General features: G+C 64.6%; 14 protein-coding genes. 6 read left to right on the top strand and 8 right to left on the bottom strand.

The features are described 5' to 3' along the window. Position 1: 1 nt before the first annotated feature. The 3 genes from exbB to FNJ47_RS08890 are packed head-to-tail and all read left to right on the top strand — an operon-like array spanning position 2 to position 2,329. A complete protein-coding gene (exbB, locus tag FNJ47_RS08900) occupies positions 2 to 1,051 on the top strand; it encodes a tonB-system energizer ExbB (RefSeq protein ID WP_163152683.1) in 1,050 nt (349 codons plus the stop codon). A gap of 3 nt (positions 1,052 to 1,054) precedes the next feature. Further along, positions 1,055 to 1,519: a TonB system transport protein ExbD gene (gene exbD / locus FNJ47_RS08895; protein ID WP_163152681.1), complete on the top strand. Its 465-nt coding sequence runs from the start codon at positions 1,055 to 1,057 to the stop codon at positions 1,517 to 1,519. Positions 1,520 to 1,531: 12 nt separating this feature from the next. Further along, a complete protein-coding gene (locus FNJ47_RS08890; RefSeq protein WP_163152679.1) occupies positions 1,532 to 2,329 on the top strand; it encodes a TonB family protein in 798 nt (265 codons plus the stop codon). 60 nt (positions 2,330 to 2,389) lie between these two features. Here the strand turns inward: FNJ47_RS08890 and FNJ47_RS08885 are convergent, their stop codons facing one another. The 4 genes from FNJ47_RS08885 to FNJ47_RS08870 all read right to left on the bottom strand — a co-directional run bounded on the left by FNJ47_RS08885 (position 2,390) and on the right by FNJ47_RS08870 (position 5,986). Continuing rightward, positions 2,390 to 3,613, bottom strand: coding sequence for an ABC transporter substrate-binding protein (locus tag FNJ47_RS08885; RefSeq protein WP_163152677.1), 1,224 nt, complete (start codon positions 3,611 to 3,613; stop codon positions 2,390 to 2,392). Positions 3,614 to 3,809: 196 nt separating this feature from the next. Then, entirely contained in the window at positions 3,810 to 4,217 is a 408-nt protein-coding gene (locus tag FNJ47_RS08880) for a hypothetical protein (protein ID WP_163152736.1), read from the bottom strand. A 102-nt stretch (positions 4,218 to 4,319) separates the two neighbouring features. After that, the gene (locus tag FNJ47_RS08875) at positions 4,320 to 5,000 is read right to left on the bottom strand and encodes a site-2 protease family protein (protein WP_163152675.1); all 681 of its coding nucleotides are present in this window, start codon (positions 4,998 to 5,000) and stop codon (positions 4,320 to 4,322) included. Between the two features lie 83 nt (positions 5,001 to 5,083). Further along, positions 5,084 to 5,986 carry a DMT family transporter gene (locus FNJ47_RS08870; protein WP_163152673.1) on the bottom strand — a complete coding sequence of 301 codons (903 nt, stop codon included), beginning with the start codon at positions 5,984 to 5,986 and terminating at the stop codon, positions 5,084 to 5,086. Between the two features lie 93 nt (positions 5,987 to 6,079). Between FNJ47_RS08870 and FNJ47_RS08865 the strand changes: the two genes are divergently transcribed. Then, positions 6,080 to 6,949: a LysR substrate-binding domain-containing protein gene (locus FNJ47_RS08865; protein WP_163152671.1), complete on the top strand. Its 870-nt coding sequence runs from the start codon at positions 6,080 to 6,082 to the stop codon at positions 6,947 to 6,949. Here the strand turns inward: FNJ47_RS08865 and FNJ47_RS08860 are convergent. The 4 genes from FNJ47_RS08860 to gntR all read right to left on the bottom strand — a co-directional run bounded on the left by FNJ47_RS08860 (position 6,946) and on the right by gntR (position 11,811). Continuing rightward, a complete protein-coding gene (locus tag FNJ47_RS08860; protein WP_163152669.1) occupies positions 6,946 to 7,692 on the bottom strand; it encodes an SDR family NAD(P)-dependent oxidoreductase in 747 nt (248 codons plus the stop codon). The genes FNJ47_RS08865 and FNJ47_RS08860 overlap by 4 nt on opposite strands. Positions 7,693 to 7,879: 187 nt before the next feature. Further along, on the bottom strand, positions 7,880 to 8,611 hold the full coding sequence (locus FNJ47_RS08855) for an SDR family oxidoreductase (RefSeq protein ID WP_163152667.1): 732 nt from the start codon (positions 8,609 to 8,611) through the stop codon (positions 7,880 to 7,882). A 119-nt stretch (positions 8,612 to 8,730) separates the two neighbouring features. After that, positions 8,731 to 10,569: an IlvD/Edd family dehydratase gene (locus FNJ47_RS08850; protein WP_163152665.1), complete on the bottom strand. Its 1,839-nt coding sequence runs from the start codon at positions 10,567 to 10,569 to the stop codon at positions 8,731 to 8,733. 213 nt (positions 10,570 to 10,782) lie between these two features. Next, positions 10,783 to 11,811 carry an HTH-type transcriptional regulator GntR gene (gene gntR / locus FNJ47_RS08845; RefSeq protein ID WP_163152663.1) on the bottom strand — a complete coding sequence of 343 codons (1,029 nt, stop codon included), beginning with the start codon at positions 11,809 to 11,811 and terminating at the stop codon, positions 10,783 to 10,785. A gap of 205 nt (positions 11,812 to 12,016) precedes the next feature. On the opposite strand from gntR, the gene FNJ47_RS08840 reads away from it, so the two are divergent. After that, complete coding sequence (locus FNJ47_RS08840; protein ID WP_163152661.1) at positions 12,017 to 13,084, top strand: ABC transporter ATP-binding protein; 1,068 nt, start codon at positions 12,017 to 12,019, stop codon at positions 13,082 to 13,084. Positions 13,085 to 13,196: 112 nt separating this feature from the next. Beyond that, the gene (locus FNJ47_RS08835) at positions 13,197 to 14,519 is read left to right on the top strand and encodes an ABC transporter substrate-binding protein (protein WP_163152659.1); all 1,323 of its coding nucleotides are present in this window, start codon (positions 13,197 to 13,199) and stop codon (positions 14,517 to 14,519) included. Positions 14,520 to 14,562 lie beyond the last annotated feature (43 nt).

Below are 14,562 nucleotides of genomic sequence, written 5' to 3'. Positions count from 1 at the left end.
GATGATGACATTCAAGTTCCCCGCTGCATCCGCCATGATCGCCTCGCTGGCGATGCTGATGCTTGCCGCGCCGTCTTCGGCGCAGCAGCAAACGGCGCCTGCCGCGCAGCCCTTGCCCGCGACCCGGTCTCAGCCCGCACCCGTGGCTCAGGCGCCGGCTGCCCAGGCCCAGCCTGCGGCCGCTGCCCAGACCGCGCCCGTGGCCCCGCAGGCGGCGCCCGCGACGCCTCAGGCACAAGCCGCGCCGGCACCTGCCGCGGCGGCTCCGGCACCGACGGCGAATGAGGCATCCCGGGCTGCACCCGCGGGCGGCGACGCCAAACCGCTGAAGTCGACCTCGACCGGCCTGCACGAATTGTCGCCGTGGAACATGTTCCTGAATGCCGACATCATCGTGAAGGCGGTGATGCTCGGTCTCGCCTTTGCCTCGCTCGTGACCTGGACGGTCTTCATCGCCAAGATGGTCGAGCTGACCGTGGCGCAGCGCAAGCTGCGTGGCGCGCTCGCCAAGATCGCTGAATCGCGGTCGCTGGCCGAAGCGCAGTTCGCACTCGGCGCCAAGGGCAGCGTGCTGTCGTCGTTCATTGCGGCTGCGATGCGCGAGGGACGTCTGTCGGCGGGCATCTCGAGCGACAGCGGCATCAAGGAGCGCGCGGCCTCGAGCTTCGCCGAGATCATGCGCGCCGAAGCCCGCAAGATCCGCGTCGGCACGGGCCTGCTCGCGACCATCGGCGCGACGTCGCCCTTCGTCGGCCTGTTCGGCACCGTCTGGGGCATCATGAACAGCTTCATCGGCATCTCGAAGTCGCAGACCACGAACCTTGCCGTGGTGGCGCCGGGCATCGCGGAAGCGCTGCTCGCAACCGCGATCGGTCTCGTCGCGGCGATCCCCGCCGTGATCATCTACAATCATTTCTCGCGCGTCACGAAGGTTTACCTCGAGCTCGTCAGCCGCGCCTCGGGTGCCGCAGGACGGCTGCTGTCGCGCGATCTCGATCGCACCCATGGCGACGTTCCGCGCGCTCCCCACGCGCGTGCCGCGGCGGAGTAGGCGATGGCCGTCTCGATCTCCGAGAACGATGGCGACGACGATTTCGAGGAATCGCACGAGATCAACGTCACACCGTTCATCGACGTGATGCTGGTGCTGCTGATCATCTTCATGGTGGCGGCACCGCTCTCGACCGTCGACTTGCCGATCGATCTGCCGACGTCGAGTGCGACGCCGCAGAAGAAGCCGGACAAGCCGACCTATGTCAGCATCAAGCCCGACCTCACGCTGGCGATCGGGGAGAATGCAGTGAAGCGGACCGATCTGGTCAATTCGCTCGATGCGGTGCCCGACATGAGCCGGGACAAATACGTCTTCCTGCGAGCCGATCGCATGGTCCCCTATGGCGAGTTGATGGGCGTGATGGAGCTGCTGCGCACCGGTGGCTACACGCATGTGAAGCTGGTCACGCTCGAGGGCGTGCCGGGAACGCCCGCAGCCCTACAGGCCGAGCCGGCCAAACCCTGACGGCGAACAGCGATGTCAAGCAACCCCGAACTCGACCTGCGGACGTCCAAGCGGCTCTGGGTGATCGCTGCCGTGACGGCGGTCGGGCTGCATCTGGGCGGCGCGGCGCTGGCGCTGACCAATTTGCGCGGCGACGACGGCGACGAGGGGCTCGGTGCTGCCGGCGCGGAATACGCCGTCGAGCTTGCCACCGCAAGCGAGGAGGATGACCCAGCGCCACCCGGACCGCCGGACCGTGCACAGGAAGCTGCGCCGGAAATGGTGCAGCAGAAGGCCGAGGTGAAGGATACCGATCTTCCCCAGGCTCAACCGACTGAGGCCGAGGATCCCGATCGCATCGTCACGGAAGACAACAGCAAGAAGCCGAAGGAGGAGGATGCTCAGGTCGCCAAGGTTCAAACCGAGACCAGCGAAGCCTCCGAGAAGCACGAAGACCGTTCGCCGACCAAGCTGGAGGACGCGACGCGACAATCGGAGACCACCAAGGCGCCCAACCCGGGCATCGGCAAGGACAAGTTCGCGCTGACCGCCAAATGGGGCAAGAAGATCAGCGCCTATCTCGACCTGCACAAGAAATACCCCGAGAAGGGCAAGACCAAGTCGGCTAACGTGAAGCTTGCCTTGGTGCTCAATCGTCTCGGTAAGGTGTTGTCGGTCGCCGTGACGGAATCGTCTGGCGATGCCGCCTTCGACGACGCGGCGATCTCGATGGTTCACCGCTCCGATCCGGTGCCGGCGCCGCCGGCCGGACTGACCGAGGACCAGTTCTCGTTCACGCTCCCCGTTACGTTCAATCAGCCGAAGAAGTAGCTGTGTCATTCCGGGCCGCGCCTTGCGCGGACCCGTTGGCGAGCCCGGAATGACGTTATCTCAGCTCTTCTTCACCAGCGGGCAGACGCTCTTCTCGAGCGGCAGCCAGGCTTCATCCGCGGGGATGGTCGCCACCAGCTTGTAATAATCCCAGGGATATTTTGACTCCGACGGTTTCTTCACCTCGAACAGATAGGCGGGATGGATCTTGCGGCCGTCGACGCGGATCGAGCCCTTGCCGAACAGGGGATCGTCGGTCGACAGCTCCTTCATCTTGGCAACGACGGCACGGCCGTCATGCGGATTGCCGCCGAGCGCTTCCAGCGCCTTGAAATAGTGGATCAGCGACGAATAGACGCCGGCCTGCACCATGGTCGGCGGGTTCTTCTTGAAACGCTCCATGAAGCGCTTGGTGAAGGCCCGGGTCTGGTCGTTCATGTCCCAGTAGAACGTCTCGGTGAAATTCAGGCCCTGCGCGACGTTGAGGCCGAGCGCGTTGATGTCGGTGATGAACAGCAGCATGCCGGCAAGCCGCTGGCCGCCCGAGACGATACCGAACTCGGCGGCCTGCTTGATCGCGTTGGTGGTGTCGCCGCCGGCATTGGCGAGACCGACGATCTTGGCCTTCGAGCTTTGCGCCTGCAGCAGGAAGGACGAGAAGTCCGCATTGTTGAGCGGATGCTTGACGCTGCCGAGCACCTTGCCGCCATTCGCGGTGACGACCGCCGAAGTGTCGCGCTCGAGCGCCTGGCCGAACGCATAATCCGCGGTGAGGAAGAACCAGGTGTCGCCGCCGGATTTGACCAGCGCCTTGCCGGTGCCGTTCGCGAGCATGTAGGTGTCGTAGACCCAATGCACCGTGTTCGGCGAGCATTGCGCGCCGGTGAGATCGGACGAGGCGGAGCCGGAGTTCAGGTTGACGACGTTCTTCTCCTTGGCGAGGTTGGCAATCGCGAGCCCGACATTGGAGGCCGCGAGATCGACGAACACGTCGACCTTCTCGACATCGATCCATTGCTTGCCGATGTTGACCGCGACGTCCGGCTTGTTCTGGTGATCGGCCGAGATCAGGTCGATCTTCCAGCCCTTTGCCAGCAGCCCGGAATCCTCGATCGCCATCTGCGCCGCCACCGTCGAGCCGGGACCGCCGATATCCTGATAGAGACCAGACTGATCGCCGAGGGCGCCAACCTTGGCGACCTTGTCCATCGTCTGCGCCGATGCGCCGCCGGCGAACGCGAGGCTCGTGGTCATGACCAGGGCTGCTGCAATGGAACGCTTCATCTTTCCTCCAGTATGATTTTTGCTTTTGAGTTCCTCATTATGCCCGGCATCGGGCGCATCGCCTAGGGCGCCGACGCGTGCGACCGCGCGCGATATTCCACGCCGCGGCGATTGAGCGACCGCCGACGCGCGACCGGATGCCGCGGCGTCCGTTATCGATCATGAGTGTCGGAGATGAAGAGAAGCGCGGAGCGCGCTATTTCCAGTAGTAGCGGATCGCGACGTAGACCACGACGAGGCACGCGAAGATCAGCGCCACCGGCATCGGACGCTTGGCGTTCGGATCGGCTGCAGTCGTCTTCTTGGCGGGCAGGCGGCGGAACGCGGTGACGTTGCCGGTGTCGGCGACCGGTTCGCGCGTGCGCGCCGGAACCTCCGGTGCCTTGCCGGCGCCGCCCATCTCCGCATAGTAGGTGCGATACATCTCCTGGATGGTCGCTTCGCTGGCCTCGGCGTCGCTCATCTGCTCCGCGATCTTCTTGTAGATGGCGAGGAAATTCTGCGCTTCTGGCGGCAGCGCAGAGGCGCCGTTCAGCTTGGCCATCATCTTCCAGGTTGCAAAGTCAGCCCGTGCACGCGTGTCGGCGCGTCGTGCAATCAGCATATCGGCAGCTTTGATCACCATGGCCTCGAAGCGTTCCTGTCCCCATGCATGACCCCGATAAGCGGGCACCGGTTTTCCGATCGGGTCATGCGCTCATGAAAGCTATGTGTTTCCGGTAATGAGGAGAAGGGCATTGATCACATAGCCGGTCAGAGTTCGCAGTATCGTTGAAATAACATCAAGATTTAGGCCGACCTGCCTGCCGATCACGGGCAGCAGGATCAGTAGCCCGATCAGGATCAGCATGCCGTAGGGCTCGAGCCGGGCGAGCGGAAGCGCCAGCGGCCGCGGCAACAGCCCGACCGCGACCCTTCCGCCGTCCAGCGGCGGGATCGGCATCATGTTGAAGATCGCGAGCACAATGTTGATCAGGAACGCGTTTTTCAGATTGTCCGCGGTCCATTTTGCCGCATCGGCCGGAACCAATGGCAGTGCGTGGAATGCCAGCGCCGCCGCGGTCGCCAGGATGATGTTGGTGACCGGGCCGGCCAGCGCCACCCAGACCATGTCGAGCCTGGGATGGTTCAGCTTGCGGAAGTTCACCGGAACCGGCTTGGCGTAGCCGAACAGGAACGGCGAATGCGCAAACAGCAGCATCGCAGGCAGGATCAGCGTGCCGAACGGATCGATGTGCTTCAGCGGGTTGAAGCTGACGCGGCCGAGCTGCCAGGCGGTGTCGTCGCCGAGCCGATGCGCGACGAAGCCGTGCGCGGCCTCGTGGAAGGTGATCGCGATGACCAGCGGCAGCACCCAGACGGAGACGACGGAGAGGGAAATATTCAACTGCGTGCCGCCTCGGGTTCGCCTGGACCGGGCCTCAGGCTAGCACGGATTCGCTGACGGCTTTGCCGGCGAGTGGCCGCGGCTCAGTGTGTATCCGGCGCGACCACGCGGGCCTGTTGCGGCTGGGTGGTCGCGATCCAGATCCCGGCAAGGACGGTGAAGATGCCGGCCATCAGATTCCAGCTCAGCGGCTCGCCGAGCAGCGCCGCACCGACCAGCGATGCCGCGATCGGGTTGACGGTGACTGAGATCGCCACCCGGGTCGGCGTCGTCCGCTCCAGAGCGAAAGCCCAGAGATAGAAGGTGAGCGCTGCGCCGAAGGCGCCGAGATAGGTCGCGCCGAACCATTGCGGCGCACCGAAGTCGGCGACCGGCGCAAAACTGCCGCGCAACAACGAGGCTGCGACGAGGACCGCAGCTCCGGCCGCCATGGCGAGCGTGGTGAAGGGGATCGGGCCGGAGCGGCGGATGTAGGGCTTCGACCAGATGCTGTAGAGCGCCATGCACAGCGCGGCTGCGACCATCAGCAGATCGCCGCGCCAGGCGCCCGGCGGCGCCGTGGCGAGGCCGGATAGCAGCGCCATCGAGACACCGAGGATCGTGACCAAGACGCCGATGGTCTTGCGCGCGGTCAGTGGCTCGGCGCCGAGTGCTGCGCCGACCAGCATGGTCAGCAGCGGCAGTGTCGAGAGCGCGAGCGCGCCGCGCGCCGCCGTGGTGAAGATCAGCGAGGCGTTGAACAGGATCGGAAACGCCGCAAAGAACAGCAGGCCGAGCCCGGCGGTGCCGAGCCAGTCGCCCCGCTGCGGCCAGCTGCCGCGTTGCAGCAGTGCCAGCGGCAGCAGCAACAAGACTCCGATGCCGAAGCGGAACGCGCCGATCGCCAACGGATCAATCGCACCGACCAGAAACCGCGTCGCCCCGATCGAGGTTCCGCCGAGCGCGCTCGACAGCACCGCCGCCAACACCCCCCAGATTTCGCCCATCCGTTTCGATCCCGCTGTTCCGCTTGCGCAATCTAGGGAAGAGGTCATAATCAGGAAATCGAATAAATCTGATCAATTGAATCACGGATCGTTATGAGCGCGCCCGCCCTGGACCCTGATCTCCTGCAGGCCTTTGTCGCGGTAGCCGACCATCGCTCCTTCACCCGTGCCGCCTCGGCGCTGAACCGGACCCAATCGGCCGTCAGCATGCAGGTGAAGCGGCTGGAGGAGCGGTTGCAGGCCGAGCTGTTTCACCGCAGCACGACCAGTGTCGATCTGAGCGCGGCCGGCGAAGGGCTCCTCGGCTACGCCCGACGGATTCTGAGCCTCAACGCGGAGGCGGTCGGGCGGGTGCGTGCGCACGGCACCGACGGGCGGGTTCGTCTCGGCGTGATGGACGACTACGGGACGTTGATCATTCCGTCGCTGCTCAAGGATTTCATCGCCAGCTATCCGCTGATCCATGTCGAGATGGAGACCGGGCTGACGTCGTCGATGACGGACCGGCTCGGCGAAGCCTATGACCTCGTGATCGCGATGCACCCCGAGGGGCGCGGCGAGGGTGAGCTGCTGCGCACCGAGCAGGCGGTGTGGGCCGCAAGCGCCGCGCATCGTGTCGAAGAGCTCGATCCGTTGCCGGTCGCGCTCTATCCGCAGGGCTGCCTGTTCCGGAGCTGGGCGATGCAGGCGCTGGACGAAGCCAACCGGCCGTGGCGGCTCGCCTTCGTCAGCCACAGCCTGTCCGCGGTCGAGGCGATCGCGGCGCAGGGGCTCGCCGTGACCGTGGTGAAGTCGGGCACCTTTCCGGCCACACTGCGGCGCCTGACCGCGCGCGACGGCATGCCGCGGTTGCCGGGGGCCGAAATCCGGCTGCACCGCGCGCAAAATCTTTCGCGCGCGGCGTCTCTGCTCGCCGATCATCTCGTCGCCGCGCTGCGGCAGCCGGCGAAGCGAACGAGCTAGTACGTCGCCCGTCCGCCGGAGATGTCGAACACCGCGCCGGTCGAGAACGCGCAGTCTTCCGACGCCAGCCACGCCACCATCGCGGCAAGCTCCTCGACCAGCACGAAGCGGGCTTTTGGAATCTTCGACAGCATGAAGTCGATGTGCTGTTGGGTCATCTGGTCGAAGATCGCGGTCTTCGCCGCTGCCGGCGTCACCGCATTGACCAGGATGTCGTGCTGCGCGAGCTCCTTGCCGAGCGATTTGGTCAGCGCGATCAGGCCCGCCTTCGATGATGAATAGTGCGCGGCGTTCGGATTGCCTTCCTTGCCGGCGATCGAGGCGATGTTGACGATGCGGCCGTATTTCTGGCCGATCATGGTCGGCACGATCGCCTTGCAGCAGATGAAGGGACCCTCGAGATTGAGGCGCATCACCCTCCGCCAGTCGTCCAGGTCGGTTTCCCACACCGGCTTGTTGGCTCCGGTGATGCCGGCGTTGTTGACGAGAATGTCGATCTTGCCGAACGCCCGCAGCGTCTGATCGCGCGCGGCGTCGACCGCATCGGGATCGGTGACGTCGGTCTTGATTGCGATCACGTTCTCGCCGATCGCCCGCGCGGTCGTCTCGGCCAGCGGCTGGTCGAAATCCCAGATCGCGACCTTGGCGCCCGAAGCGACGAAGCGCTCGGTGATGGCACGGCCGAACCCTTGCGCGCCGCCGGTGACGACGGCACAGCGGCCGTTGAGATCGATCTTGTTCATTGGTGTTGTCCTTTGATTTCCTCGGTGCGGCCGCACGGACGTTCTGCTCCCTCGCCCTGCACTTGCGGGGAGAGGGTTGGGGTGAGGGGTTGTCTCCGCATATTGGTGCGGAGGTATTGTGCCTCGCCTCTCACCCGAAGCTTCGCTTCCGACCTCTCCCCGCAAAGAGCGGGGAGAGGTTTGAAGATCAGAGCATGAAGCCGCCGTCGACGACCATGTCGACGCCGGTGGTGAATGCGGCTTCGTCGCTCGCAAGATAGACCGCCATGGCCGCGATCTCCTCAGCGGTGCCGAGCCGGCCCATCTTCTGCCGGGCGACGAACTTCTCGCGTCCGTCCGGGCCTGCCGCAGCCGCGCGCTCGAGCATCGAGGGCGTCTCGACTGTGCCGGGGCAGATGCTGTTGCAGCGGATACCCTGGTTGATGAAGTCCAGCGCAACCGCGCGCGTGAGCAGCGAAACGGCAGCCTTCGACGCGCTGTAGACATAGCGGTTGGCCGGCGGCCGCAACGCCGCGCAGGACGAAATGTTGACGATGCTGCCGCCTCCGCCCTTCAGCATCGCAGGCAGAAACGCCTTGATGGTCCGGTGCATGGATTTGACGTTGAGATCGAACGAGAAGTCGAAGTCCTCGTCCGAGCATTCCAGAATGGTGCCGTGATGCACGAAGCCTGCCGCGTTGAGCAGGATGTCGATCTTTCCGACGCGCCCGGCGAAGCTGTTGACGTCACCCGTGCTGCGAACGTCGAGCCGAGCGGTCTCGGCGATGCCGTCCTTGCCGAGCGTGGCGATGCCGCTCTCATTGATGTCGGTGGCGATCACGGTGGCGCCCTCACGCGCGAATGCGATCGCGCATGCACGCCCGATGCCCGCCGCTGCGGCGGTGACAACGGCGCGCTTTCCCTTCAGTCTGTCTGACATGCGTTTCTTCCCTTTCTTGTGTTCGTCATTCCGGGGCGCGCGCAGCGCGAACCCGGAATCTCGAGATTCCGGGTCTGGTGCTAACGCACCACCCCGGAATGACGGCGTTGGGTACCGTGCTAGTGATTATCGCGCGCCACGCCGACCTTGCCGGCGATGTCGTGGTAGCGCGTCGCGAGCTCGAGGCAGGCGCCGGTCGCGTGCTGGCCGACGGTCTGGCGGTAGAGCTCCTGCCACGGCGTCTGGTTGGCCGGGTGCGGGAAGCCGCCCTTGGCCTTCAGCTCGGCGCGGCGGGTGCGCAGCTCATCCTCCGAGATCATGATGTTGGCGCTGCCCTTGTTGAGGTCGATGCGCACCTTGTCTCCGGTCTTCAGGATCGCGAGCCCGCCATCGGCGGCGGCCTCCGGCGAGGCGTTGAGGATCGACGGTGAGCCCGAGGTGCCCGACTGCCGGCCGTCGCCGATGCAGGGCAGGGACAGGATGCCGCGTTTGATCAGCGCCGCCGGCGGCTGCATGTTCACCACCTCGGCGCCGCCGGGATAGCCGATCGGGCCGGTGCCGCGGACGAACAGGACGCAGTGCTCATCGATGTTGAGCGCGGGATCCTCGATCCGTGCGTGATAATCCTCTGGGCCCTCGAACACGATGGCGCGGCCCTCGAAGGCGTTGAGGTCCTTCGGGTTGGACAGATAGCGGTCGCGGAATTCCTTCGAGATCACGCTGGTCTTCATGATCGCGGAATCAAACAGATTGCCGCGCAGCACGAGGAAGCCGGCGTCCTTCACCAGCGGCTTGTCGTAGCCCCAGATCACGTCGCCGTCGGGCTTCGCCGCTTCCTTGCAGTTCTCGCCCATGGTGCGGCCGTTGACGGTGAGCGCGCCTTCATGGATGCGCTTGTGCTTCATCAGCTCGCGCACCACCGAGGGCACGCCGCCGGCGCGGTGATATTCCTCGCCGAGATAGAAGCCGGCCGGCTGCATGTTCACCAGCAGCGGTATGTCATGGCCGTATTTCTGCCAGTCGTCGATCGACAGCTCGACGCCGACATGGCGCGCCAGCGCGTTGATGTGGATCGGCGCGTTGGTCGAGCCGCCGATCGCGGAGTTGACCACGATGCAATTCTCGAACGCCTCGCGGGTCAGGAAGTCGGACGGCTTGAGGTCTTCCCAGACCATGTCGACGATGCGCTTGCCGGTCTCGTAGGCGATCTGGCCGCGCTCGCGATAGGGCGCCGGGATCGCCGCGCAGCCCGGCAGCGAGAAGCCGAGCGCTTCTGCGAGCGAGTTCATGGTCGAGGCGGTGCCCATCGTGTTGCAATGGCCGACCGAGGGTGCCGAGGAGGCGACGATCTCGAGGAACTGCTCATAGTCGATCTCGCCCGCGGCGAGCCGCTCGCGCGCCTTCCACACCACGGTGCCGGAGCCGGTGCGCTGGCCCTCGTGCCAGCCGTTCAGCATCGGCCCGCCCGACAGCACGATCGCCGGCAGATTGACCGTTGCCGCCGCCATCATGCAGGCCGGCGTGGTCTTGTCGCAGCCGGTGGTCAGCACCACGCCATCGAGCGGATAGCCGAACAGCACCTCGACCAGGCCGAGATAGGCGAGGTTGCGGTCGAGCGCCGCGGTCGGGCGCTTGCCGGTCTCCTGGATCGGATGGGTCGGAAACTCCATCGCGATGCCGCCTGCGGCGCGGATGCCCTCACGGACGCGGTGCGCAAGCTCGAGGTGATGCCGGTTGCAGGGCGACAGATCGTTGCCGGTCTGGGCGATGCCAATGATCGGCTTGCCCGACTGCAATTCCTCGCGCGTCAGGCCGTAATTGAGGTAGCGCTCGAGATAGAGCGCGGTCATTCCCGGATTGTGCGGGTTGTCGAACCATTCCTGGGAGCGGAGCCTGCGGCCCTTGCCCTTGGTGGTTTCGCCTGCGGCGCTGTGCCCGTTGGTGTGGGGTTTTGTCATCTGTTTCTCCCGCAATGCAAACTCTTGATGGGCCCATACAAGGGCTCTGGTTCAGCGTTGTTCTACCTCGCGCAAATCATCGCGCATTACAAACCTCGACGATCACGCAGTGGTGTTTCGCTGGATGGATTGGACCTTAGTTGAAGGGACTTGGTTGCGCTACCATTTTGTCATTTTTCGCTTCCCTTGTGACAGGCAGGTGTCGGGCGGATGTCAGCCGCGTCGCGCCGAGCTTTGCCGCTCAATGACGCTGAAGCCGAGATCGACGACGGGCTCGGTGGGTCGGCGGCCCTCCAGCGTCTCGATCACCATCGCGGCAGCGTTCCTGCCCATTTCGTAGCGGTTGGTGCGCACGCTGCTCAGCGTCGGTTCGCTCGACGCCATGAATTCGAGGTCGTTGAAGCCGACGATCGCCATCTGCTCCGGCACCGCCATGTGCCGGCGCTTGCATTCGAACAGCGCGCCGAGCGCAAGGTCGTCATTGACGCAGAATACTGCGTCGATGTCAGGCGCCTTGGCGAGCAGGTCGGCAAACAACGTCCCGCCCAACGTCACCGAGGTCGGAATTGCCGTGGTGACAATGTTCTGCGGATCGAACAGTGCAGCGTCGGTCATCGCGGCGCGATAGCCGTCGAGCCGGCGCTGCACCCGTGGATCCATCCGCGCGCCGAGGAAGCCGATCCGGCGGTAACCCTGTGCAAGCAGATGGCCGATGGCCGCTTTTGCGGCGTCAAAATGCGAGAATCCGATCATCATGTCGATCGGGGTGGGGCCGAGCTCCATGATCTGGACGATCGGGCAATCGACCGTCTCCATGATGGCCCGAGAATCGGCAGTCTGGTTGATCCCGGTGACAATGAGGCCGGCCGGCTTCTGCGCCAGAAAGAGACGCAGCAGGCGCTCTTCCTGCAGGATGCTGTAGCGGGTGTTGGCGAGCTGGATGCTGTAGCGGCTGCCGTCGAGCGTGTCGTAGATGCCGCGCAGCACATCGGAGAACACGTTGTTGGTCAGCGACGGGATCAGGACACCGATCACCTCGGTGCGCTGCGACGCCAGCGCGCGTGCCGCGAGATTGGGCACGTAGCCGAGCTCTTTTGCCGCACTTTCGACCCGTGCGCGTTTGCCGGCCGATAGCGCGTCTGGATTCCTGAAGAAGCGTGAGGCCGTAATCGGGCTGACACCGGCGAGCTTCGCAACTTCGGCGAGCCGGATCTTGCCTGGCGTGATGCGCTTTCGGGCCATCTGCCGCTCATATCACGACGTTCGTCGCAGACAAACCGATATTGACAGCGCTACCAAGCGATTGCTAATCGAACGATTGCCAAAACCGGATAAACTGCGGACAATAAACTCAGTCCAACAGTGCCGCGCACCCAGCGCGGTCGGAACAAAACAGAGCGGTGGCGGCACTCGTCGTATGCCGTCGGGAATTTGAGGAGGGAAGTGGATGTCGTCGGTCCAGATTCGCGACGTGCGGAAATCGTTCGGTAATTTTGAAGTCCTGCACGGCGTGTCGATCCCGATCGAGGACGGCGAATTCGTCGTTCTGGTCGGCCCCTCCGGCTGCGGCAAGTCGACCCTGCTGCGCATGCTGGCGGGGCTCGAGAACATCACCTCGGGCACGATCTCGATCGGCGACCGCGTCGTCAACAATGTCCAGCCGAAAGAGCGCGACATTGCGATGGTGTTCCAGAATTACGCGCTCTATCCGCACATGACCGTCGCCGACAACATGGGCTTCTCGCTCAAGCTGCGCGGCGCGAAGCCCGAGGAAATCTCGACCGGCGTCAAGCGCGCCGCCGAAATCCTCGCGCTGACCCCGTTGCTCGACCGCTATCCCCGCCAGCTCTCCGGCGGCCAGCGCCAGCGCGTCGCCATGGGCCGCGCCATCGTGCGCGATCCGCAGGTGTTCCTGTTCGACGAGCCGCTCTCGAACCTCGATGCCAAGCTGCGCGTGGCGATGCGTACCGAGATCAAGGAGCTGCACCAGCGGCTGCGCACCACGACCGTCTACGTGACCCACGACCAGATCGAGGCCATGACCATGGCCGACAAGATCGTGGTGATGCATGACGGCATCGTCGAGCAGATGGGCTCTCCGCTCGAGCTCTACGACACGCCGGCGAACCAGTTCGTCGCCGGCTTCATCGGCTCGCCCGCGATGAATTTCCTCAAGGGCAGCGTCAGGGTCAACGGCGCCGCCTATTTCGAGGGGCCGAACGGCGTCAAGCTGCCGCTGAAATCGGCTCCGGCCAATTCCGACGGCAAGCCTGCCGTCTACGGCGTGCGGCCCGAGCATTTCACCATCGCCGATGACGGCGCCGAGGCCGAGATCGTGGTGGTCGAGCCGACCGGCTCCGAGACCCAGGTGTTCGCCAAGCTCGGCGGCGAGCAGGTCGTCGCCGTGTTCCGGGAGCGCCATCTGTTCAACCCGGGCGACAAGGTTCGGCTCAAGCCGGATCCCGGGCTGGTTCATCTGTTCGACGATTCGACGGGGAAGCGACTGAATAGCTGACACCCGCGCCCGCACGTCCCGTCAGCGCATCATTTCGACCGGGGTTTCGGCCGTCGCGCAAGCGGCGGGGATCATTTCTAAGCAACAACCAAAAATCGGGAGAGAATTGCCAATGTCCATGTTCAACACCGACCGCCGTTCGCTGCTCAAGGGCGGCGCCACGATGCTGGCCGCCGCAGCGACGATGTCGAGCGATCAACTGCTCGGCTATGCCAAGGCCTGGGCCCAGACCTCGCAATGGAAGCCGGAGCCGGGCGCCAAGATCAATCTGCTGCGCTGGAAGCGCTTCGTGGAAGCCGAAGACGTGGCCTTCATGAAGATCGTCGATGCCTTCCAGAAGGCCAACAACGTCACGATCAACGTCTCCAACGAATCCTACGACGATATTCAGCCGAAGGCGTCGGTCGCGGCCAATACGGGGCAGGGCCTCGACATGGTCTGGGGCCTCTATTCGCTGCCCTTCCTGTTCCCGAGCAAGTGCGTCGACGTCACCGATGTTGCCGATTATCTCGGCAAGAAGTGCGGTGGCTGGGCCGATTCCGGCAAGGCGTACGGCATGCTGAACGGGAAGTGGATCGGCATTCCGGTCGCCGCTACCGGCGGCCTCGTCAACTATCGTGTCGCGGCCATGGAAAAGGCCGGCCACAAGGAGTTCCCGAAGGATCTCGCCGGCTTCGCCGATCTGGTGAAGGGCATGAACAAGAACGGCACCCCGGCCGGCATGGCGCTCGGCCACGCCTCGGGCGACGCCAATGGCTGGCTGCATTGGGCGCTGTGGGCGCATGGCGGCAAGTTGATCGACAAGGACAATAAGGTCGTCGTCAATTCGCCGGAAACCGCAAAGTCGCTCGAATACGTCAAGGGCCTCTACGACAATTTCGTGCCGGGCACAGCGTCATGGAACGACAGCTCCAACAACAAGGCGTTCCTTGCCGGGCAGCTGCATCTCACCGTCAACGGCATTTCGATCTATGTCACGGCGAAGAAGGAAAATCCGCAGATCGCCGAGGACATGAATCACGCCCACTTGCCGGCCGGTCTCGACGGCAAGACGCGGGAGCTGCATCTCGGCTTCCCGATCCTGATCTTCAGCTTCTCGAAATATCCGCAGACCTGCAAGGCGTTCACGGCCTTCATGCTCGAGCCGGATCAGTTCAATCCGTGGATCGAGGCGGCGCAGGGCTACCTGTCGCACTTCCTGCTCGACTACGACAAGAATCCGGTCTGGACGGCTGACCCGAAGACGACGCCGTATCGGAGCGTGGCCCAGACCGCATCGACCCCGGCGGGCGAAGCGCAGATGAGCGAAAACGCCGCTGCCGCGATCGCCGACTTTGTCGTCGTCGACATGTATGCGAACTACTGCACCGGACGTGAAGATGTGAAGACCGCGATGGCTTCGGCCGAGCGCGCGGCCAAGCGCATCTTCCGCTAGGTGACGGCCGGCGCGGCAAGCCGCGCCGGCTCCAGTCCATAGG

The organism is Bradyrhizobium uaiense (genome assembly GCF_010811875.1).
Lineage (GTDB): Bacteria > Pseudomonadota > Alphaproteobacteria > Rhizobiales > Xanthobacteraceae > Bradyrhizobium > Bradyrhizobium uaiense.
Note: the sequence above shows the minus strand (reverse complement) of the source record. Positions and strands in the feature narration are given on the sequence as shown.